Raw genomic sequence first — 21,374 nt, 5'->3', positions numbered from 1 at the left:
CTCCTACGGCGATCGGTGGGCGGTGTACCGGGCGGCGGGTGGTGCGGCGGCGACCCGGTGCTGGACCAGGTGGGCCGCGGTGGTGTCCAGGTCCTGCTGGATGGCGTGGAGGCGGCGGGCGATCAGCTCCAGGCGGTGCGCCGTGTCGGTGCCGGCGGCGCCGGGCTGGCGTGCGACTCGGTGCGCGGTGTGCTCGATGAGTCCGCGGACCGTGGCCAGCGGACCGACTTGCTCGTCGGCGAGCTGCGTGAGGACGCTCGCGAGCTGGGCCGATGCCGTGGGCGCCGGCCGGAGGGCGGGCCGCGCTGTGGGGACGGAGCGCACGGGAATCAGGCGGAGGTCCTGCTCGATGCGGCGCGCCTCGTCCGCAAGGCGCCGCAGGATGTCGGCGGGCGGTGCGTGCCACGCGCCGTCGAGGCTGATCAGATTGGCGATCAAATCGAGGCGTCCGGGCTGCGCCTGAACGGCAATCCACCGGCAGCCGCGCTCCTTGCCGGGAATCTCGATGTCGGCGGCCCGCGCGAGCCGGTGAGCGATTTCAGCCCACTCGGGGCCGGTCAGCTCCCGGTCGTCCGGGTGAAGCCGGATGTCAAGGTGGAGGATCGCCCGCCGGTCGTCGTCCGGGCTGGCGGCGAACGGATGCTCCAGATACGGGTCTTCGAGGTGCTCGGCCCACTGGACGGACGTCCAGATCCTCTGCTCGTCGTCCAGGGTGAAGTAATCCAGGCCCGGACAGTGGGCGACGATCGTGTATTCCGTTAGGCCCTCGTGAGGCGAGACCGGCCGCCCCAGCGCCTCGGCGAGCGGGCCGTGCGGCGTGTGGGTCCGCTCGTGCAGGCGGGGAATCACCGGCCGCCCCGAACGTCGGCGATGTGCACCAACTGGTTGAGGGCGGTGGTGGTGTACCAGCCGCAGTCGATCAGCTCGTTGCGGTCGGCGTACCGCGGCAGGAGGGCGTCTTCCATGGCCCGCAGGTAGATCAGGCAGTCCGGGCAGCGGCGCGAGAGGTGTACGAGGTAGCGGGGGTGGCCGGTGACGTAGGACTGGGCGCCGCCGGTCGCATCACGCAGCCGCCACCCGTTCTCGTCGGTCGGGGTGTGCCAGGACGGGGCAACGATGCGCATCGCGTCGCCCCACAGTTCCCCGCCGGCCACCCCCTTCAGGACGACGACGGTGTCACCGGCCTGGAAGTGCTGGTGCGTGATGTCCCGGGCGGGGGTGAGCGGGTCGGGCGTAGGCGCGAAGGCCGACGTGGGCGGGGGCTGGGACATGGGTTCCTTCCACGCAATCGGTGGCGGGGTGGGAGGAACAATGGTCCGGAGGAACGCCGGTTTGGCTAACCGGCGTTTCCCGGCTATGTTCCCCCGCCGTCAGTGGAACGGGTTCTCCGTACCGCGGTCGTTCTCGCCTGCAGCGTCGAGAAGTTCGAGCAGGTCAGTGCCCTCGGCGTCGCGCTGGTCGATCCACCATCCGGCGGCGGTGATGGCGCGGGCCTTCTCCTCCAGCTCCGCCCAGTCAGCCTCGTCCCAACTCCCCTCCATGACAAGCGCGGTGTGCGCGGCCGTCATCAGCTGGTGGCGGGAGCGCTCGCCCCAGTCCAGGGCCTTGGCCGGGCCTTCCAACTGCGGCATGTCGAACTGCTTCGCCCACGCGACGGCAGCCTCCTGCTCAGCGGCGCGCTTGGCCGCGAGCCACTCCTTGGACTCGGTGTCGGCGTCGCGCGTTGCCTTCCAGCAGTCGGCGCAGTCCTTGGCTGAGAGCCAGCGGGCGAACCCTGCCCGCTTGTCGGCAGGACGGCCGGACAGGTCATGAACCACCTGGTGGGAGCACGCGTGCTCCACTGTCCAATGGGTACGGACGGCCATAAATGGATCTCCTCAAAAGGGTTGGAAAGTGGGGGTGTTGCGCCCGGAGAAGGGCGTCTTGTGCTGGCCTCGGAGCGGGCGGCGGTGCCGGCCGCTCTGCATGTGGCCGGTGGGGCCGAGACGTCGGCGAGCGGCGAGAAGGACGCTGAGAGCGAAGGCCGCGCCGGCGGCGGGGAGCGCAGCGCCGGCGAGAGGCTGCTCGGCGAGGCGTCCGGCGAGGGCGGTGCCGGCGGACTGCCCGGCGCCGATCGCGAGGATCAGCCACGCGTACGCCTCGCTGGTGCGGCCTGCCGGGGTGAAGGCGTCGGTGGTGACGTAGGCGCAGGCGACCACGATGGTCAGGAACGCACCGGGCACGGTGACCGCGGCGGTGGCCGCATACGGGGCCGGAAGAGCAAGGATCGGGAGCCACCCGGCCAGGAACGCGGCTGTGGCGATGATCAGTCGTCTGGTGGTGGTGCCGGTCCAGGTGCGGCTTCCGTAGATGAGGCCGCCGAGGAAGGCGCCGGTGGAGAACGCGGCGGGGATGATGCCCGAGAGCATGTCCTGGTGGTGGTGCTCGGCCATGGAGATGGACCACACGTTCATGGCTCCGATCGCGAACCCGATGCCGGTGAGGGAAACGAACAGCAGCAACACGGCAGGGGTGGCCAACTGCCGAGCGGGGGCCGCGTCCTGCCCCACGAACGGTTCGGGTCGCCAGCGTCGCGACGGCGGAGCGAGGGCGACCGCAGCGGTGCCGGCCAGGCCGAGGGCTGCGGTGACGGCGAGCGCGACGGCGGGGTTGTACGCGGAGGCGAGCGCGGCGGAGAGCAGGGGCCGACGATGTACAGCAGGCCCTGCGTTCCGGTGTCGAGCGCGAGCGCGGCGTGCCGCAGCCGGGGGTCTGGCAGCACGCTCGGCCACAGCGCCCGGAGTCCGGCCTCCAGGGGAGGCGTGGTCAGGCCGCCGACGACGACGATGGCCGTGGCGAGGCCCGGTCCGCCGTACGGTCCGGCCAGGGGCAGAGCCACCAGGAGGGCCGAGTTGAGCAGGGCTGCCGGAAGGTGCACCGCGCTCTGGCCGTGGCGGTCCATGAGGCGTCCCTTGACCGGCTGGGACAGCGCGGAGGACAGCCCGTACAGGGCGCTGAGCAGCCCGCCGAAGGCGATGCTGCTGCCACTCGCGGTGGCCAACAGAAGGATGGCGACGGGCGCCATGCCGTTGGGAAGTCGGCCGGTGAGGCTGCCGCCGAGAAGGCGGGCGACGTACGGGCTGCCCAGCACCGCGCCGTAGGAGATGCGCGGGGCCGGGGCCGGGGATGCGGTCAGGGACAACGGGTGCTTTCTCGGTGCTTAGCGGTGGCGGGCGGGCGTGCTGGCGCGGGGCGGCGGCGTGGGTGGTGCGGTGTCCACGGCCGGACGCGGGCGGACGCGCAGCACGGGGGTGCGGTGCGGCGGCAGGACGGCGACGGTCGCGCCGAGGTCCTCGGCCGCCTCCTCGACTTCGCGGGTGAGGAACTCGATCTGCCGGCCCAGCGCCGAGAGGCGGGCGGCGATCTGGCGGCCCTGCACGGTCTCCAGCGCGCTGGCGAACTGGCTGCTTGTTTCCAGGAGTTCCTGGAGACGGACCATCGGGCCCGGGGTGTAGCCGCGCTGGACGGTGCCGAGGAGAGCTTCGGAGGCGTCTCCTGCGGTCTGGCCTTCGACGACGTCGCGGATGAGTTCCTGCAGCGACACCTCCGGGACGGGCGCCGGGCGGTTGAACCGGGAGACGTCCGCGCGCAGCACACCGGGCGGGACCGGGGCAGGTAGTACCTTCCCTGCCTCGTATTCGTGGGCGTAGTGCCCGATCACCTGCCAGCCCGGTGCGTCCGGGTCGCCTCGCAGCGCGACCAGCGTCGAGTCATCGTTCTCGATGAGGTGGGCGAGGGTGATCGGCTGCCCGTCGGCGGCGTACCACGACTCGGTCAGCTCCAGCTCGCCTCGCTTCTGCGCGGCCTGGGCCCTCTCCGACCACGTCTGCTGTTCCTCGTCGGTCAGCGGGGCCCTGTGGTGGTGCTTGTTCTGGTCGGCGAGGTCGCTGGCGATGAAGCTGTGATCCGCCCAGGCCGCGAGGTGCGGCCACAGGGCGGAGTGCTGTGCGCGTTCGGCCGGGGAGCCGGGGGTGTCCGGCCGGTCGAGGGCCCGGTGGATCTCGGCGGCGGAGGCGGCCAGGCCGTCCAGCACGGCCCGCCATCCGGCAACGTGCCGGGCGGGTGGCAGTTCGTCGAGCGCACGGCGGGCGGCGTCGAGCAGAGTGTCGGCGTGCGGGGCGAGGTGTGTGGTGTACGCCTCCACCGCCGCCCTGTTGCGGTGGGCTCGTGCGGCTGCCGCGGCGCCTGCGTGGACGGTGCGACCGTAGCGGTCGCATGTCATGTCGAGCGCGGCCTCGCTCTCGCGGTCGATGACCGCCATCCGCAGCCGGAAGTTGCGTGCACTGTCCGTGAGTTCCGGTGTCACCGGGACGGAGTCGTCTGGGGGCGGATTGCTCGCGGGCGTCATCGGGACCGTCCACTGCCCGAGGCCGTCAGGTGGACGGTCGGTGCGTAGGTGGGCTTCGGTGGGATCGGTCGGGCTGAGGGCGGGGAAGTGGTGGGCGGTGTGGCGCGCTGCGTCGTTCGGCCGGCTGCGGCTTGGGCGAGACGGCTACGGCGTTCCTGGAGCCCGTTCGGCCGGTCCGGGCGTGGTGGGCCGGCGGAGAGGGACGGGTCGGGGCGAATGTCGGCCTGCACGCTGTAGCCGAGGCTGCGCAGGTCATGGACGGCCTGGCGGGTACGGCGCAGCCCATCGCGTTCCGGCTCGGTGAGCCGGTACAGGCCCGGCGAAAAGGGGACGGGCTCGAACTGCTCGCGGACGAGGAACCACTCGGCAAGGTGAGGGGTGAAGCTCGGTGCGGCGGTGGCGACGAAACCGTGTTCGGGATGGGCACGGAAGCGGAAGTGGTCGGACAGAGAAGGATTCCTTCTTTCTGCTGGGCAGCGGCGGGGGGACGGCGGATGGGTCGTGGTACGCCGGGCTGGTCTCAAGGGGGGCGGCTCCGCCGGGGGAGGGCCGGGCGTGCTGTCGCTTCCGTCGTCCCGTTCGGTGAATCCGGCCTGGTCCAAGGCGGTGTTGGCCCACTGGTACTGCTCGCCGTGGGCGATGGCTGCCAGGGCGGCGGCGCGGCTGTAGGCGAGCCGGATCTCGGCAAGAGGGTTCGGGGGCATCCCGGGGCCTGCTGGCGTCGTTCAGTGGCGGTTCGGCTGCCGTGACTGGGCGGCGGCAGCTGGCTGGGTCCGTGGGCCGGTCGTGCGCGGTGTGGACGGCCCAGACGGTGCCGGGGTGAAGGTCGCGCGCAGGGCCGCGGCGGTGTGGTGCAGGCGTGCGCGGGCCGCCACGTACTTCTCGGCCGTCATGATCCGCAGGACTTCGGGGTCGTTGCGCAGAGGCGAGTGGGCGAGATCCTCCACGGACTCGCGCTGGAAGCCGGTCGTGGCGTAGGTCAGGGCTTCGGCGAGTGTGTCCAGACCTCGCGTAATACCGGCGGCGGCCCGGGCGAGCTGGACCAGGGCGACGCGTTCGGGCAGGCAGACCGTCTGCGGTGTGGTGAACCGTTCCTGGGCGTGTTCGATGGTGTGCTGCAGATGGTGGGCCAGCACGCCGATGTCGTCGGTGAGCGTGACCAGGTCGACGGCGTCGGGGCTGGTGGGGAATGAGGAGGCCAGTTCCTCCAGACGCCTGGCCAGATAGTCGAATGTGGCCGGAGTGACGGAGGAAGACATCAGATCACCCCCGCCGCAGCGCTTGTCTCTGTAGGGAGCGCGACTTCGTGAGCACGGGCTCTTGCGGAAACATCGAAATCCGCACGCAGTGAGCAGTGGCGCTGTAGGTGGAGATTGAGCAATCGGTGGTTCTCCTAGCTCGGATAGGTAACAGCGAGTGAGGTACTAATGGCCGCGGTGAACGTTGGTTCCGGTAACCAGGGTCGGCCTTGACGCTGGTGGACCACGTCGTTCTCGGCCCAGCAGGTCGGCGCGGCGGCTAGAGTCCAAACTCCCTTGCGAGGCAGGAGATTGGCTATGAGCGACCTGGCGATGGTGGCCGTCGTTAGCGCGTACAACCTGCGCTTCATCCGGTACTGGGACGCCGAGAGCCGGATTGTCGGGGACGCGGGGCCGAAGGTGACTCGACCCCTGCCCGGTGTTCCCGGCCTGCACATGTTCTATGACCAGTCGGACGTGGATGCTCCACACCAAGATCTCAATGAGGTGGGTCGTCGGGTCGTCGAAGCTTTCGGTCATCCGCGCCAGGACGAGATGCGTGGGCAACTCTGCATCTATCTCACTGACGCAGAGGGTGCCCCGGTGGACATGCCGCCCTGGTTGCGCGACCGCATCCAGGAGGAGGTCGGCCGCGCCCGCGCTGACATCCGGGCTTGAGGCAAGTGGCAACTACTGAACGTTGCCAATGCTCATGATCACCTGGATTTGCTCGGACAGTGCTCATGATCACGCGGAAATGCTCACGAATTCGCGGATCCTAGAGTCTCCCGGGCGCGGAGGGCGGCTCGCAGGCTGCGTCCGTAGTTCCACGCATGCCGCCGAGCCTCCGGCTCCAGGACGTCATGGGCGTCCTGGCGGGTCATCTGGCCAGGGTGTTTGCGGTACCGGTAGACCGGCAGGGGAAGCAGGATCCCGGGGGCGAGGCTGGTGACGCCGAGGGCGGCGCAGTAGTCCTCGCCCTGGACGAGCCCGCCCATCGGAGCGGCGCGCACCAGGTAGGTGCGAGCGAGGATAGTGGTCGGCCCGATGGGGATGGTGTCCGCCGGTGACTTCCAGTACGTCCACACGTCGCCGGCCTCGTGCCGGCCGGGCGGGGCGGGGCAGCGCCACAGGGTGGTCGAGCCGTCGGGGTGCAGGTCCTCGCTCCATCCCGCACACCAGCCGACCCCCGTCGATTCCAGGATGTTCAGCCGTACGGACATGGCGTCGTCGGTGAACTCATCATCGTCATCTGCCCAGTTGGTGTACCGGGTGCGGACATGGGCGAGGGCCAGGTTCCGGGCGCAGGCCGCGCCGACCGGGCGAGGCAGAGCAAACGTGCGGACGCGGGAGTCCTGCGCGAGCGGGTCGGGCAGGCGGTCCGGCGAGGCACCGTCGAGCGCGATCACGGCCTCCCACGGCACGGACTGCCGGGTGAGGCTGGCGTGCATGGCGGTCAGGTAGTCGAGCCGGTCTTCGCGCAGGCGGCTGGCGATGACGACGGTGATCAGGGGCAGGGCGTGCGAGGGCAGGGGAGGCTCCGGGAAGCGAGAGTGAACTAGCGGCGCGTGGCGGGACGCGGGGCGTGGGCCTTCGCCGGGGATGCAGCGGGAGCGCCCGGGGACGGCGTGCTGCGCGATGCCCGGATAACCGGTGCGGGGTCGAGGGAGGACCAGGCCGCCGGGTGGTCGTTGAAGGGGGTGCGCGGGTCGAAGGCCCAGTCCACGACCGGGCCGATGTCCTCGTGGAGGAGGCTGATCACCTCGATGCCCTCCTTGTGCAGGATGTACCCCCACTGCATGTCCTGCTCGTCTGCGGTCTCGTCGGTGACCGACATGCGCCGCGGCGGGGAGCCGTCCGGGGTGATCAGGTGGTCGAGGGTGCGGCTGGGCCACTGCTCGCCGCCGGTCAGCGCGGCCACGAGCGAGGGCGGGGCGCCGTCGAGGAGATCGGTGCCCAGCTCGTCCCAGCCGACGGCGACGTCGTCGATGAGGTGACGGGACATGGCTTCCACGTCGCGTCCGAACTTGTACTGGTAGGCGGCCAGGAGCAGCGGCAGGTGGTGGCTGGGTACGCCGTCGAGCTGGACGTGGATGCCGCTGTATCCCGTGCCGGTGGTGGGGCGGGCGATGAAGGAACGTGTGGACAGGGAGTTCTCCGGATCGAGCAAGGAAGCGGGGACGGGGGCGGCCATCAGGGGCGTGCGGCCCGTCAGGGGCGGGGCGTTTACACGCGGTCCGATCAGGAGGCGACCGGGGGGCCGGAGGCGTCGGTGTGGGCGCAGGTATAACCGATCAGTCGGGACGGTGCGGCCTTCGCGGGGACGATGGCGGCGTCGTTGCACACGAACGTGTACGTGATGGAGGTGCGGGGCACGTCGTGGAGCCAGGCCCGGTCGTCCTTGCCGGGGTTGATCTGCAGGCCGGAGTGCGCGACGGCGTCGGTCTGGATGTGCGTGTGGGAGAAGAGGATCAACGCGCCGCCGTCGGTGGTCCTGAGGGCGTAGGCGTCCGTGTAGCGGTTGGCGGCGCCGGCGAAGACGGTGGTGCCCTGGTTCCCGTAGCGGGTGCCGGTCTTGTCGTGAACCTCGATCTGCCGCTTGCTTGCCTTGGTCGTCGCGAAGACCTTCGTCCCGGTGTCCGTGCCTCCGGTGGCGAAGTTGTCGAGCACGGCTGCGCGCAGCAGGTCGGCGTCCGCTGCCAGCCGCTTGTTGCCGGCGGCGGGAACGGCCGTCGCGTACCCGTCCCGGTCAAGGGCGATGTCCGGCAGCTTCTGGCTGTCCAGGTCGACGACGGAGACCATCTCCCAGCCCTTGTGCTGGGGGCGTTCGGCGAACACCGCCAGACGCGAGGGTGCCTTGCCCTTCTGATCCGAGAGCGCGGCGGCGAACCAGCGGTCCTGCCCCGCTTCCAGGCGCGGGATGTACAGCTCCGCGTTTGCCGAGTCGTAGGACCACGGCTTGTACGGCTTGCGGTCCGCTGCGGGAAGCCCTTCGGTCTCGGTGTACTCCGAGATGGACATCGCGTACAGCGGGCCGTCCTCGACCGTGTCGAGCAGGCGCCGGTCGCGGTCGGTGTTGGCCTCGTTGTTGATCTTGGAGTAGTGGGAGATCTGGGCGAGGGCCTCCTTCTTCGTCAGTGCCGGCTCGGCGGTCGGGGTGGGGGAGGCGCTGCTGCGGGTGGCCCTGGCTGTGGTGTCGGCGTCCGGGCTGCCGGAAGTGGCGCAGGCGGACGCGGTCAGCGCGACGGATGCGGCGGTGAGCAGGAGGGCGGTGCGGCGTGCGGAGGTGTGCAGGGGAATCAGGAGGCTCCGGGAAATAGCGGGTTAGCGGGTACGGGATGCGGTGGCGGATGCCGTCGGCGGGGACGGCGCGGTCACGGCCGGTGCCGCCCGTGTATCGGCGGCGGCACGTAGTTGCTTCGCGGCGCGGGCGAGGCAGGTGCGGCTCTCACCGAGCCGGTCCACGAGACCCGGGTACGTGGAGGCGATCGCCCGGGTGCGGGTAGGACCAGGTGCTTGGTGGGTGAGTTCGGCGAGGAGGCCGAGGTGGTGCACGGCCGAGCCGAGGGCGGCGAGCGCGGCACTGGTGGGCTCGGCCGCTTGGGCGAGCGCGAGCGTGGTGCGGCGATGGGTGGCCGTGACGCGGGTCGGGTAGCGGGCGGCGGCCCGGTGGCGGAAGGCGCTCTCGCCGACGAGGTAGGTCAGCAGGCTGGCCAGGTGGCGGACTTCGTCGTCCAGGATCTCGCTCAGGGCCGGGTCCGGTTGGATCTGGTCGGGGAGCGGGAGGTGGTCGGCCACGGCGTTGAGCCGGTCGGCCACGTCGTGCAGCAGCATCCGCTGGTCAGGATCGGACAGCGGGAACTCCAGGAGGGGTGGGGGCGTCTACCGCCGTGCTGAGGACGGCGTGCTCGCCGTCGGCTGTATGCCGGGCGCTGCTGTGGGCGGGCGGGTCGGTGGGCCCTCGGAGGCGGACAGATCGGTGCGGGACGCGGTCATGGTTTCCTGAGGCGCCGGGCGGCCTGGCGGTAGCGGGGCAGGAGCCGCCGGGAGACCGTGTGCGCGGCGCGGACTGCCTCGGCGGGGACTGCGATCGCGTGCGGGGCGTTGTCGTCGCCGAAGTAGTCGTGGGTGATGCCGTGCAGGGATAGCGCGCCGACGAGAACCTGCCCGCGGTGCAGCGGGCGGTCGATCACGACGAGCTCGAGGCGGTTGGGGCCGGTGAGGATCGCGGCGCGGGGAACGCGGAATTGCATCCAGGCACTGGCCAAAGACGCGTTGTCCCACAGGTCGTCGAAGAAGTCGAGCTGGCTGTCCGGATCGGCGAAGTCGGTGATGCAGGAAGCCCATTCGCCGGGCAGACGGTGACACAGGCCGTGGGCGAGGGACTCCAGATCGCTGCCGGAGGTGGAGATGCGGACGGCCTCACGCTGTGAACGGCGGTACTCCCGTTGCTGGTTGTCGCGCCACAGGTCTTCGACGCGCTTGCCCGCAGCGGGAGAACCGGCGTCCGCGAAGATGCGGGGCAGGTGGTATTCCACGCTGATGCCTTGTCGGTCGGCATCGGCGAGGAACCGCGTGAGGCGGGCCGGAACGTCGTGGTCGTACCTGTCGTGGATCAGGATGGAGCCGAAGACGCCACGTGGGCGCCAGAAGCCGTGGTCGGTAAGGAGGGTGTGGGCTGCAGCGGGGGCGTCGTTGCTGGTGAGGGCGATGACACCGATCTGGTCGTGATCGCCGAGGCTAATGGCGGGCGTGGGCTTGTCTGCAGGTCCGTCAGTGTCGAGCAACGCCAGGCTCGTGCGAGTGGAGTTGATGTCCGACGATGAGGCTCCGGCCGGTGACCCGCCATCGTCCGGGACGTGGCCGGTGTGGTCGAGCAGTTCGAGGGGCTCGGAGGTACTGCGCAGTTCGAGGTTCTGCTGCTGCGACCGGTGCGGCGTCGACTGTTCAGCGGGTTCTGGCACGGGGACCTCGTGGTGTCGGGAGGGCGGGGGCTACATCGCTTGTCGCCGTGGGCGGGTATTTCTTCGATCTCAGGGCAGCCTCGTGACCTGGCGGTACACGTCGTCGGAGGTCTGCTCGCGGAGGCGGAGTCGTCGACGGAGCGTCGGGGGCGGCGAAGGGGTGTGTGCCGCCGATGAGGGAGGGGCGGCCATCGAGTTCGTCGAGCCAGGTCAGGAGTTTGGGCAGGTTCTTGTCGGGCCCGAACGCGAGGTAGGTGCCGTCGGCGCTGTCGCAGCCGAACCACTCGGCTATCCCCAGCCTGATCCGGGAGTTGACGCGGCCCATGTGCACGCCTTTGCCGCGGGCCTTCGCCTCGCGGGCCAGCCGTTCGGCGACGGGGCCGAGTTTCCACTCGGTCGATCCGGCCAGGAACAGGACGTCGAAGTCGTCCCAGGGCAGCAGCCCGGGTGTATCGCAGCCGTCCTGGGCCGCGTAGGCCGCGGGCACGCCGAGTTCGCGGATGCGGGCCAGCCACGGCAGGGACTCGGTGAGGGTGCCGACGGCGTCGAACGGCTGGTCCGGGGCGAGCGCCCACAGGCAGCGATCCGGCCCGTACCGTTCAACGGTCCGGTGCAGCCAGGCGAACCATGCTTGGGCTCCGGGCCAGTAGCGGCCCTTGCCGTCGCTGCCGAACTTGGAGTTGTCACAGGCATACAGCGCACCCTCGGGGATCCGACTGCCTTGCGCCGGGGTGGTCATACAGCCGATGCGTCCGGCGCTCATCGCAGCCCGAATCTCAGGCCCCGAGGGAGTGCCGAGATAGCGCACCGTGTACCTCCCCGGAGGCGACGCCGACCGCCGTCCGGGCCACCTGCCTGCCGGGCGGAAGTCCACGACGTGGGGCCTGCGGCTGGTGGACCTCGCCATTTCGGGAAGGCGGCACATTCCTGGTCTTTGAGCCGGGCGAGGGCGCGGCGAGCGTCGGGTGTGCCTGGTTCACCGGGTGCGGCCGGGCACGGCGGTGGTCGCCGTCGGTGGCCCCGGGCTCGGACCCGGCGGGAGACCGGCCCGGGTGGTCCGGCGCGCGGGGGCCAGGGCACGCATGCGGTCGACAGCGGTGTGCAGGTCCTCGCCGAGACTGCGCAGGGTGGCCGCCGCGTCCTGAAGGTCGTAGTGGAGGTCGAATCCGTCGTCCTGCTCGGATTCCTTGGCCTTTTCCGCGGCTGCTTCGAAGAACTCGCCGAGCCGTTCCAGCAGGCCGCTGGTGGGGTCCAGGATCTGGTGCAGCAGGGCGGCGGCGTCCGCAGGTGACTCGGTGGCGTTGAGCCGGTCGGTGAGAGCGAGGAGTGCGTCGCCGTAGACGAAGGTGCGGTCCGCGTTGCCGGAGACGTCCGCGGGCTCGGGGGCGCGGGGCGCCGGCTCGGCTGCGGACACGGGCGTACGGGCGGTGGGCGAGGAGGGAGTTGGCAGCAGTCCGAGCTGATCGAGGCGATGGTCGATCGCCTCGATCAGGGGCTGGGCGCTGCCGCCGTGCCGGGCTTCGGGCCGCTGGGGTGCACCGGGGTCGTCGGAGGGTGCCGAGTCGTAGAGGACCTCGGACAGCGACGGGTCGTCGGGGTGCTCGCGGGTCGCGATCCAGCCCTCCGGACTTCCCGGCGGGCGGTCGGAGGGGGGCTCCTGCGGCGGACCGATGATCAGGCAACTGCCGTCGGGGAGGGATACGCGCACGATGTAGGCGCTGAGGCCGAACTCGATGTCGCACTCCAGCCCGCGCTCTCGCAGTGGCGTGGTGATGTGCGCGTGGCGGCGCCACAGCTCCTGCCACCACGGGGTGTCCACGTTGCGGTGGTCGGGAAGCGGTGCGAGCGCAGCCGCGCGGCGGGCCTCTGGAGTGTTCTCCTGGTCAGCGGCCACGGTTCCTCCTGCGGGAGGCCGACGCGTGGTGGGACGGGGGTGTCCGGCGTGCGGGGTCGGCTTCGGGCTTCGGCACGGGAGCGAAATCGAGTTCGTAGTCGTCGTAGGCGGCGATCAGGTCGTGTTCCATTTGGGCTTCGCGTTCGGCGACTTGTGCGATGAGGTCGTCGTGCTCGGCCTGGCACTGCTGGTAGTCGGCCCAGTCGGCGTCGCTGAGGTGGGCGGGGCGGTTCAGAGGGCTCCTTGAAAGGGTGGGGCCGGTCCGGGTCAGCGGTGGCGACCGCGCGGTTTGGGCGGCGGTACCGGGCTCTGGCGGTGGGAGGGCGTGAGGAAGAAGCGGTGGAAGTCGAGGTGGTCGGTGAGTTCCTGGACTGCGTCACCGAGCGCCTGTGCCGCGCGCCGCAGACAGGCACGCGCCGTCGCGTGTTCGACGACCATGCGGTTGTCACGGACGTAGCTGTCGTTCTCGCTGTGCGGCCGGGGCGGTGAGAGCGCGGTCTGTGCGGTCTCGGCGAAGTGCGGTACGGCCTGGCTCGACAGGGTGACCGCCGACGCCAGATGGGCGAGGACGGCGCTGCCGGCACGGTTCGTACTGGAGGTGGTCCGGGCGAAGTCCGCGGTCAGCTGGACGACATCACGGGCGAGCGTCTGTGCGCCGGTGACGTGCTGGAGAAGCGCGGTGTAGGACGGCGAGGCCGGGACGCGACCGGTGTCGTCCAGCAGCTCCCACTGCTCGAACGCGCCGGAGAGTTTGCCCCTCACGGCGTTGAGCGCGTCGATGAGGTGGAGCGTGGTGGCGCGCGGGATCAGCTCACGCCGGATATCAGGTTTCATGAGTCTTTTACGGCTTTTTTATGCATTCGGGCGTCGGTGTCGAAGAGTGCCAGCTCGTACGCGTGCAGGAGGTGCTGCACGATGAAAGATCGTCCGGCGACTTTCCACAGGCCACGCCCTCGGTTGAGGTGGGCGATGGCGTCCATTTCGACGGAGGTCAGGCCGAGCAGCGAGGCCGCGGCGTGGAGTTGGTCGGTCTCCTGGCGGTAGATGATGCGGGTGCTGCAGTCGGCGAGGAGGCCCTCGGCCAAGGCCCGGCCTTGTGATCCGGCGTCGCCGGCGGTGAGCAGGTCAGACAGCCGGTGGATCACCATGAGGTTGGCGATGCCGAGGCCGCGGCTGAGCTTCCACTGGGCCTGCATGCGCTGCAGCAGGCCGACGTGCCGCATCAACCGCCACGCCTCGTCGTACACGATCCAGCGCCGGCCGCCGGACGGGTCGGAGAGGGCGGACTCCATCCAGGCACTCGCGCAGGTCATCGCCAGGACGAGGGCGGTGTCGTCGCCGGATCCGCCGAGCCGGGAGAGGTCGATGGTGAGCATCGGTGCGTTCGGGTCGAAGGCGACGGTGGAGGGGGCGTCGAACATGCCGGCCAGGTCACCGTGGACGAGGCGGCGCATGGCGTGGGCCAGGTCGCGGGCGGCGTCGCCGAGTTGGCCCGACATCATCCCGGCGGCCTCGTCGAGCGCACTGGGGTTGTTGAGGGTGGCGGCGACATCGCCGAGCAGCGGGGTGCGGCCAGTGTGGACGGCGCGGGTGACGACGGCGTCCAGGGCGACGTCCAGGGCGGTGTGCTCCATGGGCATCAGGTCCCGGCCCAGGACCGTCCGGGCCAGGGAGCCGAGCAGGAGCAGGCGCCGTTTGCGGATCTCGCCGACCCAGTCGTCCTCGGAGACGCTGTGCGGGCGCGGGGCCGCGTCCAAGGGGTTCAGTCGTCCGGGCAGTCCGGGGCCGAGAGCGACGGACCGGCCACCGAGGGCTTGTGCCACCGGCGTCCATTCGCCCTTCGGGTCGCACGGGACGTAGACGCGGTATCCGAAGGCCACCGAACGCAGCGCGAAGGACTTGGCGAGCGCGCTCTTGCCCTGGCCGATGACCCCGGCGAGCAAGAGGTTCGGGTTGGTGAATCCCTCGACCTTGCCGTACAGAGCGAACGGATCGAAGACGAAGCTGGCCTCGGCGTGGACATCGCGCCCGATGTAGATGCCCTCGGCGCCGAGTCCCCCTTCGGCCAAGAAGGGATAGGCACCGGCCGCGACCGCGGTGGTCATGCGGTGGGCGGGCAGCTTCAGCCGGTTGTGACGCGCGGAGGCGGGTCCGGGACGTCCGTTCGCCGGGTAGAGCGCGGTGGGCATCTCGTGGGCGGCGGACGTGCTCTCACTCTGGTGGGCACTGGCTTGCGCGCGGGCCTTGGCGGTGGCCTCGGCGAGCTGGCGACGGGCGGCCTTGCGGCTGGCGCGATCGGTGCCGTGGGGGGTGAAGAGCGGGCTGGCGGAGGCGCGGCGGGCGCGGCGGGCGGGCCGGTGGTTCATCGGTGGCCCTCGTTTCTGCGGGTAGTGCTCATCGCACGCAGGCTGTGGTGTGCGGGCGGAGGTCGGTGGGGGTGGTCTTGCGGCGGATGACATGCCCGGCGGCGAGGTGGCGCTGGCAGATCGTGAGCACGGGCGGTCCCTCAGGAAGCCGCTCCGGATGGCATGCGCTCGACTCGGCTTCTGCTGCTGCGCTGTTGGGCAGCAGGTGGAAGGCGGAGTGGACCTCGCTGGTGGCCTGCCAGAGGCGGGTGTGCGCGGTGGCGAGGTGGCGGCCGGCGGCGGGGTGCGCAGGCCGGGTGTTTTCGGCGAGCCGGTCCATGAGCTGGTGCAGGGCGGTGAGGTGGGCGTGCAGCACGTCAACGTGCACGCGGTCCGCTGGCCGGGGCGGGTTCGCGTCCGACGGTGCCAGGGCCCGGGTGTGGTGGCGGAAGCCGGCGCTTGCGGCGCGGAGGTAGGGGTGCGCGTCGTCCGGACGCGTGGGCGAGGTCAAAGGTGGTGGTCCTTCCTGCCGGCAGGCAGGGGCGGTGACGGATGTTCGAAGAGCGGCGGGCGCCACGGCGCTGACCGGCGGGGACGGGCCCGGCTCACAGGGCGGTCCGGGCGAGTGGGAGCGCGGTGAGGGCGAAGGCGTCCGGCTGCTGGTAGTTGAGCCGTCGCAGATCGACCCCGGAGGTGACGGCGTGGGTCTCGATCTGTGCGCAGGCGGCGTCCAGGAGGGCGTCGGTCTCGGCGGTGACGGTGACCAGGCCGGTCAGGGCCACGTCGGCATGTCCGGCGATGAGCTGGCGCTCACGCTGCTTGACGTCGGCGTACTCGACGGAGTCTTCCTCGCTGTCGACCTGCCCCCGGCGGGCCCTCTCGTTGGCGTCGGCGATGATCGCCGCCTTCTTCCGCTGGACGTCTCGCAGCGCGGACTCGAGTCCCTGCGGCACGTATATAAGGGAGAGGCTGCGCCGCACGCCGGCCGTGAACATGATCCCGTGCAGGAACCCGGCCCCCATCTCCGTCCTCGGCCAGTTCTCCACCCAGTACGTTGCGTGCCGTGCGCTGTCGGTGGCGAGCCGGTCGTACTCCTCGAACTGGACGACGGGCCCGGCGGCTGCGGGGTCGGCCTCGGCGCGGCCGGTCTCGGACCACTGCTGGAGGGCGGCGAGCGCCTTTGGGTCGTAGGCGGTGCGGATGACGGCGGCGATCTCCCTCGCGGTCAGCCATCCGGTGACCTGGAGTCCGGCGTTGCGCGCGGCCTGGGCGATGGATGCGCTGGTCTGCTCCATGACGGTGAACGCGCCGGGCAGCCCTCCGCCGGCCTGGTTGATCAGGCGCCGGGCGGCCTTGAGGTCGAGGGAGATGGCGAGGTAGGTCTCGTGCGGGGCGGCGGCAGGGCCGGCCGAGGAGACCAGCTCGGAGTAGATCTGTCCGGCGACGGGAGTCTGGGGCTGCCCGTTGTGGGTCCAGTGGCGGGTGAGGGTGTCGCCCGAGTCGGGGACGGTGCGTTCCAGCACCTGCACAGTGGCGACGTGCCCGGTGCGGGCGATACCCGCGAGCGCGCGTCCCCAACTGCTCACGTTGTGGTTCTGGGTGGCGGGGTCGAGGAGGGCGAAGGCGCGGCTGGTGACGCGGGCGATGGCGGTCAGGGTCTGCTGTTGCGGGTCGTGCACGGCCGCGGCGCCGTTGACGGAGTCGCCGGGGGTGACCACCTTGAGGGAGGCGGTGGTGCCGGGCAGGTGGAGGATGCCGTCCTGCCGGGGCCGGGTGACGGGCCGGGCGAGCCAGAGGGTCTGGCCGGTGCGGCGGCGGTGTGCGTAGCGGGCGACGATCGGTGCCCAGTCGATGAGGGAGCGGCCGTGCCGGCGGATTGTGACGAGCGCACCGGATGCCGCCCACAGCGGGGCCAGGGCGACGGCGCCGAGCAGTCCGGTGGAGACCACCGTCATCAGCAGGAGCGCCAGTGTGCAGGAGACGAGGATGAGTTGGGGCAGGGAGAGGCCGAGGAGGATGCCGCGGCGGGACCGGTGCGGGAACTTCACCGTGACCGGGGCGACGGAGAGATCAGTCAAAGGGGCGGGTCCTGGAGACGCGGGGGAACCCGGGGGCGGGAGGTGCAGCGCAAGTCCCGCCCCCGGTGGACGGGCAAGGGATCAGAGGCCGGTCGGCGGCGGAGAGGGTGAGGCCGACCCACTGGACGTGGCGTTCTGTGAGCCGGAGGGCGGAGGTGCGCCCTGCGGCGGTGCGGTGGTGGTCGGCGGCGCGGACTGCCATCCGCTGCCCTGGCCGGAGGCGGCGTTCGCTCCGGGCCCGCCCGGCCCTGGGCTGCCGCCCACTTGGCCGCTGGTGTCGTCGGACACGCTCGTCGGCGCGGGCTGGACGGCTTTCTCCAGACCGGACTTGACCGCGTCGCCACCGGGCGAGATGCCCGTACCGCCGTCCTGCGAACCTTCCTTGCCTCCTCCGCCGCCGGTCGGGTTGGCGGCGACGTCGCCGGGGAAACCGCCACCGCCAGCGGCGTCGGGCCCCTGCGGTGCGGCGCCTGCTCCGGCTGCAGCGCCACCGGTTCCGGCGGTGGCCGCAGCCGCGGCGGCCTTGCGGGCGGCGTTCTCGGCATGCGCCTTGGCGATCTGCGCTCCGGCGCCACCGGCACGGTGGATGGACTCGCCGTCGGTCCCGTCGGCCGCCCAGTGCACGAACTTGAAGACGGCGTAGGGGCACAGCAGCACCAGGATCATGATCACGATGCCGGACATGACGTCGGCCAGAGCGGCGATGCCGTCCTTGGCCTCGGTTTTGCCCATGGCGGCGATACCGAGGACGAAGATCACGGTCATCAGGAGCTTGGAGACGACGAGGGTGGCGGTGGCCTCGATCCAGCCCTTGCGCCAGCGCCGCGCGACCTCCCACCCGCCGCCGGCGGACGCGAAGACAGCCAGCGTGACCATGACGAGGATGCCGACCTTGCGGACCATCATCACGCACCAGTAGAGGAAGGCACCGACGGCGGCACCAAGGCCGGCGACAACCGCAACGAGCCAGCCCATCCCGGACAGGCTCGCGATCTGGTTGACCTTCACGATGCGTCGCACGGCCGACTCGATGTTCAGGTGGGCGGTCTTGAACAGGCCGTCGCTGACGGCATCGACCACTTCGACGGCGACCGTGGTGAAGGCGATGGCGCAGAAGGCGAACAGGACGCCGCTCATGGTGCCGGTGAACGCTTGTGCCAGGGCTTGTCCGTCGCGTCGGATGGCGGCCCGGACCAGTTGTGCGCAGAATGTGGCGACCAGCAGGACCAGGCCCAGAGGCAGCAGCATCTCGTAGTTGTCGACGAACCACGACGCGTTGAGGTCGACCTTCGTGGTGGTGTTGACGGCCTCGGCGGCCAGATCGGCTGCGGCGGCGGCCAGTTCACCGGCGGACTTCGCCATCCAGTCACCGATGGCCTTGCCGGGGTCCGAGGCGAAATCGACTGCGTCGCCGACGGCGCACAGCTTGTCTGCCAGGGGGAAATCACAGAAACCCACGAGGAGTTACTCCTCCTTTCTTGTCTCAGGCGCGGGTCACTGCGTGACGCTCGGGGCGATGGCGGCCAGGGTGCAGTCGTGATTCGGGCGGCACTGGACGGCGAGGGTCACGGCCCGTTCCTCGGCTCCGCCGCCGCCCTTTTTCCAGGCGATCTGCTGCGTGCCGTTGACGGTGACGACGTAGATGTACGCCTCGGTGATCGCGGACGGGTCGTCGGCCAGCGCCTGCTTGAACGCGGAGGGGTAGTGGCCCTCGGTGACGCTGGCGGTGGCGTGCTGGTCCTGGTCGGCCATCCGCGACCACAGCACCGGATCGGGCACTTGGCCAGAGACCGAGGCCCAGTCGGTGTACGTGGTCTCCGTGGTCATCCAGGCGCGCATGCCGGCGAGTTGTTGGTCGCGGCTGGTGTCGCGGGTGTCGTAGGACCACAGCATCTGGGCCGCCGCCTTGGCGTAGGCGACCGGTTCGGCGATCTGCGGAGGCTGGGACACCGACCCGGATCCGGAGGAAGGCTTGGGGGCGGCCTCGGAGGAGGACGGGCTGCCACTCGGGGTAGGCGCGGCGGTGCCCGGGGCCTGGTGGCCGTTGCCGCCGCCGGTCAGCAGGGCGACGATCCCGGCGACGGCGAGCAGGACTGCGACGGCGGAGGCGACGATCGCGATGCGCCGGTTGGCCGACCAGCCACTGCCATACGACGACAGGGAGGGGAGTCGTTTCTTCATCAGTGCACCTGCGACCCGAGGGTCGAGAAGAACGCGACGATGCCGTTCGCGGCGCCCAGGCCCAGGGCGGCGCCCGCGGCCACGACCGCGCCCTTCTTCCCGTTGGCCTCGGCCTGGTGACCGCCCGTGTGGTGTCCCCAAGCCCACACGCCGAGCGACACAGCGAGGGCGCCGACGACGGCGATGATGCCGAACAGGTTGATCGAGTTGACGACGTTCTTCAGCACGCTCAGGCCGGGCAGGCCACCGCCCGACGGCGTGATGCCGGGATCGTAGGCCAGGTACTGCACGGTTTCGAGTAGGGGCAAGGAAGCTCCTTGGGCGCGCCGAAATTTGGCGCGCGGGAATCACAGAAGGAAAGGGAGGAACGAGGCAGCGCCTCGTAGAAAGGGAGGGCAGACACCGTGGATGCACGGGCTGGCCGGGCGGCGTCCGCGAAGAGACGGCATCGCTCGCACGAGGACGCAGCAGGTGCCGCGCCGAGGCTGCGGACCGAGCCGGTGCTCCCGGCGAAGGCGCCGGCTCAGGGGCCGAACCGGCAGTGGAAGACCCCTACTTCGGGATCGGCGGCTTCGGAGCGGGGTTGGTCTTGTACGGGTTCGCGCAGTTGTAGATCATGTAACCGCGGCCGATTTTCTTGCCGTCCGACTTCCGGGTGACGGTGCCGCGCGTGTACCAGGTCTTCTCGGCCTTCTTGTAGACCCACTGGTCGTAGACGACCTTGTCGTGCCTGTAGCCGATGCCCAAGACCGTGGACGTCTTCGACGGTGCCTTGCGCACCTTGACCGCACTGCAGCTGATGGTGGTGGTGCCGGTGTCGTACGCCTGTGCTGCGGTGGCGGTGGCGAGGCCGCCGGCGGCGACGGCCAGGCCCAGAGAGGCTGCCGCGAGGGCACGCGGGGCGCGGGGGCGGGTTATCAAGAAGATGCTCCGTACTGTTGGGGGAATCTCGGTCAGAGATGGTGCGCCGGGGCCCTCGCGCCCCGGCCGGCGTCAGAGAACGCGGCGGGCGGCGAGAATCGTCCAGTCCTTGATCGGAGTGATCCGGACCGGCTTGGTGGTGCGCGGCGCCTCGATCACGAGGCCCTCGCCCATGTACATGCCGACGTGCTCAGGGCGGGCGGCGGTGCCGCGGCTGAAGATCAGATCGCCGGGCTTGAGTTGGGCTGGCGAGACCGCCTTGCCCTCGTTGACCTGCGTATACGTGGTGCGGGTGAGAGTGACGCCTGCATGTGCGTACGCCTGCTGCATCAGGCTGGAGCAGTCGCAACGGCCCATCGGGTCAGGACCATGCGCGTTGGTGCAGGTGCCGCCCCACTGGTAGAGCGTGCCGAGCTGGTGCATCGCCCACTCGATGGCCTTGCGCGCCTTCGGATCGGCGTCCTTAGGGATCGCGTAGCCCTTCGGGACGCTTCCCTCGGGGATACGGCCGAAGCCGGAACCGTCCTGGCCCGGAGCACAGCCGCTCGTGCCGGTCGATGCTTGCTCGCCCTGGTCTGCGTCCTCGTTGTCCGCGTCGGTGCCGCCGCCCGGGAAGGTCTTGGCGATGGCATCCTGCAGCGCGGTGGCCAGGCTCTCCCACTGCGCATACGCGTCGGGGTAGGCGGATCTCTGCACGGCTTGGGCGGCCTGGGGGACGGTCATCTGCTGCCAGCCGCTCACCTTGAGCAAGTGCTTGTAGAACTGCTCGGAGGCGTAGACCGGATCGCGGATCTGCTGGGCACTGCCCCAGCCCTGGGAGGGACGCTGCTGGAACAGGCCGAGCGAGTCCCGGTCGCCGTAGTTGAGGTTGCGCAGCCGGCTCTCCTGCATCGCGGTGGCGAGCGCGATGATCTGTCCCTTCCTGGGGACGTCGAGCGAGAGGCCGGCGGCCACGATCGTCGCCGCGTTGGGGACTTGTTCGGCGGGCAGGTCCAGGCCCTCGACGTGGACGTTCTTGCCGGACGCGCCGTCGAGAATCTTGGTGACCTGCTCGGCGACCTCGTCGGTGTCGATGTCGGTGAGGCAGCTGCTGAAGGAGCTGCTGCTCTGCACGGCGTCGGCGGAGGAGGCCAGCATCATGCCGGTGCCGGCGATCAGGATCGGGGAGAGGAAGACGACGCCGATGCCGGCGGCGAGCGCCTTCAACCGGAGCGGATCGCTCGCCGGTCAGGGCTTTCGGGCGTGGGTGGGTGGCGAGACGTCATGAGCGTGTCCTTCGGGGTGCAGTGTCCGGCCGTGCCGCGTGCGCGAGGCGTGATGGGAAGGGCGCGGCGGCCGGGGTGGGCGATCAAGGCGGGCCGGTGTG

At 70.7% G+C, this 21,374-nt stretch carries 26 protein-coding genes; 1 reads left to right on the top strand and 25 read right to left on the bottom strand.

Going from position 1 to position 21,374, the window contains the following annotated elements:
* Positions 1–3: 3 nt before the first annotated feature.
* The 8 genes from QA802_RS04625 to QA802_RS04590 form a co-directional block, all read right to left on the bottom strand.
* Entirely contained in the window at positions 4–849 is an 846-nt protein-coding gene (locus QA802_RS04625) for a relaxase/mobilization nuclease (protein WP_329407326.1), read from the bottom strand.
* The gene (locus tag QA802_RS04620) at positions 846–1,271 is read right to left on the bottom strand and encodes a hypothetical protein (RefSeq protein WP_329407325.1); all 426 of its coding nucleotides are present in this window, start codon (positions 1,269–1,271) and stop codon (positions 846–848) included. The genes QA802_RS04625 and QA802_RS04620 overlap by 4 nt, the downstream gene beginning before the upstream one ends.
* A 99-nt stretch (positions 1,272–1,370) precedes the next feature.
* Positions 1,371–1,865, bottom strand: coding sequence for a hypothetical protein (locus QA802_RS04615; protein ID WP_334518293.1), 495 nt, complete (start codon positions 1,863–1,865; stop codon positions 1,371–1,373).
* Positions 1,866–1,877: 12 nt separating this feature from the next.
* On the bottom strand, positions 1,878–2,453 hold the full coding sequence (locus QA802_RS04610) for a hypothetical protein (RefSeq protein WP_329407321.1): 576 nt from the start codon (positions 2,451–2,453) through the stop codon (positions 1,878–1,880).
* Positions 2,450–3,181, bottom strand: a complete 732-nt coding sequence (locus QA802_RS04605; protein WP_329407319.1) for an MFS transporter — start codon at positions 3,179–3,181, stop codon at positions 2,450–2,452. Before QA802_RS04605 ends, QA802_RS04610 begins: the two co-directional genes overlap by 4 nt.
* Before the next feature lie 18 nt (positions 3,182–3,199).
* Positions 3,200–4,387: a hypothetical protein gene (locus tag QA802_RS04600; protein ID WP_334518291.1), complete on the bottom strand. Its 1,188-nt coding sequence runs from the start codon at positions 4,385–4,387 to the stop codon at positions 3,200–3,202.
* Complete coding sequence (locus tag QA802_RS04595) at positions 4,384–4,836, bottom strand: hypothetical protein (protein ID WP_319648467.1); 453 nt, start codon at positions 4,834–4,836, stop codon at positions 4,384–4,386. The genes QA802_RS04600 and QA802_RS04595 overlap by 4 nt, the downstream gene beginning before the upstream one ends.
* A gap of 276 nt (positions 4,837–5,112) precedes the next feature.
* The gene (locus QA802_RS04590; RefSeq protein ID WP_329407316.1) at positions 5,113–5,646 is read right to left on the bottom strand and encodes a hypothetical protein; all 534 of its coding nucleotides are present in this window, start codon (positions 5,644–5,646) and stop codon (positions 5,113–5,115) included.
* Positions 5,647–5,943: 297 nt separating this feature from the next.
* Between QA802_RS04590 and QA802_RS04585 the strand changes: the two genes are divergently transcribed.
* A complete protein-coding gene (locus QA802_RS04585) occupies positions 5,944–6,303 on the top strand; it encodes a hypothetical protein (RefSeq protein WP_319320060.1) in 360 nt (119 codons plus the stop codon).
* A gap of 83 nt (positions 6,304–6,386) precedes the next feature.
* On the opposite strand, the gene QA802_RS04580 is transcribed toward QA802_RS04585, so the two are convergent.
* The 17 genes from QA802_RS04580 to QA802_RS04500 form a co-directional block, all read right to left on the bottom strand.
* Positions 6,387–7,136, bottom strand: a complete 750-nt coding sequence (locus tag QA802_RS04580) for a glycosyltransferase (RefSeq protein ID WP_319320065.1) — start codon at positions 7,134–7,136, stop codon at positions 6,387–6,389.
* A gap of 47 nt (positions 7,137–7,183) precedes the next feature.
* The gene (locus QA802_RS04575) at positions 7,184–7,819 is read right to left on the bottom strand and encodes a hypothetical protein (protein WP_329407313.1); all 636 of its coding nucleotides are present in this window, start codon (positions 7,817–7,819) and stop codon (positions 7,184–7,186) included.
* A gap of 47 nt (positions 7,820–7,866) precedes the next feature.
* Entirely contained in the window at positions 7,867–8,763 is an 897-nt protein-coding gene (locus QA802_RS04570; protein ID WP_503461615.1) for a DUF8094 domain-containing protein, read from the bottom strand.
* 186 nt (positions 8,764–8,949) lie between these two features.
* Complete coding sequence (locus QA802_RS04565; protein ID WP_269648197.1) at positions 8,950–9,459, bottom strand: hypothetical protein; 510 nt, start codon at positions 9,457–9,459, stop codon at positions 8,950–8,952.
* A gap of 158 nt (positions 9,460–9,617) precedes the next feature.
* Positions 9,618–10,589, bottom strand: a complete 972-nt coding sequence (locus QA802_RS04560; RefSeq protein WP_334518287.1) for a hypothetical protein — start codon at positions 10,587–10,589, stop codon at positions 9,618–9,620.
* Positions 10,573–11,352 carry a hypothetical protein gene (locus QA802_RS04555; RefSeq protein WP_334518285.1) on the bottom strand — a complete coding sequence of 260 codons (780 nt, stop codon included), beginning with the start codon at positions 11,350–11,352 and terminating at the stop codon, positions 10,573–10,575. The genes QA802_RS04560 and QA802_RS04555 overlap by 17 nt, the downstream gene beginning before the upstream one ends.
* Before the next feature lie 213 nt (positions 11,353–11,565).
* Entirely contained in the window at positions 11,566–12,483 is a 918-nt protein-coding gene (locus QA802_RS04550; RefSeq protein WP_334518283.1) for a hypothetical protein, read from the bottom strand.
* On the bottom strand, positions 12,473–12,613 hold the full coding sequence (locus QA802_RS04545) for a hypothetical protein (protein ID WP_329407306.1): 141 nt from the start codon (positions 12,611–12,613) through the stop codon (positions 12,473–12,475). The genes QA802_RS04550 and QA802_RS04545 overlap by 11 nt, the downstream gene beginning before the upstream one ends.
* Before the next feature lie 137 nt (positions 12,614–12,750).
* Complete coding sequence (locus tag QA802_RS04540) at positions 12,751–13,317, bottom strand: hypothetical protein (protein WP_329407304.1); 567 nt, start codon at positions 13,315–13,317, stop codon at positions 12,751–12,753.
* The gene (locus QA802_RS04535; protein ID WP_119581275.1) at positions 13,314–14,849 is read right to left on the bottom strand and encodes a VirB4 family type IV secretion system protein; all 1,536 of its coding nucleotides are present in this window, start codon (positions 14,847–14,849) and stop codon (positions 13,314–13,316) included. Before QA802_RS04535 ends, QA802_RS04540 begins: the two co-directional genes overlap by 4 nt.
* Positions 14,850–14,877: 28 nt before the next feature.
* Entirely contained in the window at positions 14,878–15,339 is a 462-nt protein-coding gene (locus QA802_RS04530; RefSeq protein WP_329407301.1) for a DUF6238 family protein, read from the bottom strand.
* 94 nt (positions 15,340–15,433) lie between these two features.
* Positions 15,434–16,906, bottom strand: a complete 1,473-nt coding sequence (locus QA802_RS04525) for an SCO6880 family protein (protein ID WP_269648192.1) — start codon at positions 16,904–16,906, stop codon at positions 15,434–15,436.
* An 81-nt stretch (positions 16,907–16,987) separates the two neighbouring features.
* A complete protein-coding gene (locus QA802_RS04520; RefSeq protein ID WP_329407297.1) occupies positions 16,988–18,364 on the bottom strand; it encodes an SCO6881 family protein in 1,377 nt (458 codons plus the stop codon).
* Positions 18,365–18,400: 36 nt separating this feature from the next.
* Positions 18,401–19,087 carry a hypothetical protein gene (locus QA802_RS04515; protein WP_329407295.1) on the bottom strand — a complete coding sequence of 229 codons (687 nt, stop codon included), beginning with the start codon at positions 19,085–19,087 and terminating at the stop codon, positions 18,401–18,403.
* Positions 19,087–19,395 carry a DUF6112 family protein gene (locus QA802_RS04510; RefSeq protein ID WP_061334899.1) on the bottom strand — a complete coding sequence of 103 codons (309 nt, stop codon included), beginning with the start codon at positions 19,393–19,395 and terminating at the stop codon, positions 19,087–19,089. Before QA802_RS04510 ends, QA802_RS04515 begins: the two co-directional genes overlap by 1 nt.
* A 244-nt stretch (positions 19,396–19,639) precedes the next feature.
* Positions 19,640–20,008, bottom strand: coding sequence for a hypothetical protein (locus QA802_RS04505; protein ID WP_329407291.1), 369 nt, complete (start codon positions 20,006–20,008; stop codon positions 19,640–19,642).
* Positions 20,009–20,080: 72 nt separating this feature from the next.
* On the bottom strand, positions 20,081–21,214 hold the full coding sequence (locus tag QA802_RS04500) for a C40 family peptidase (RefSeq protein WP_329407290.1): 1,134 nt from the start codon (positions 21,212–21,214) through the stop codon (positions 20,081–20,083).
* Between the last annotated feature and the right edge of the window lie 160 nt (positions 21,215–21,374).

The organism is Streptomyces sp. B21-105, assembly GCF_036898465.1.
GTDB lineage: Bacteria > Actinomycetota > Actinomycetes > Streptomycetales > Streptomycetaceae > Streptomyces.
Note: the sequence above shows the minus strand (reverse complement) of the source record. Positions and strands in the feature narration are given on the sequence as shown.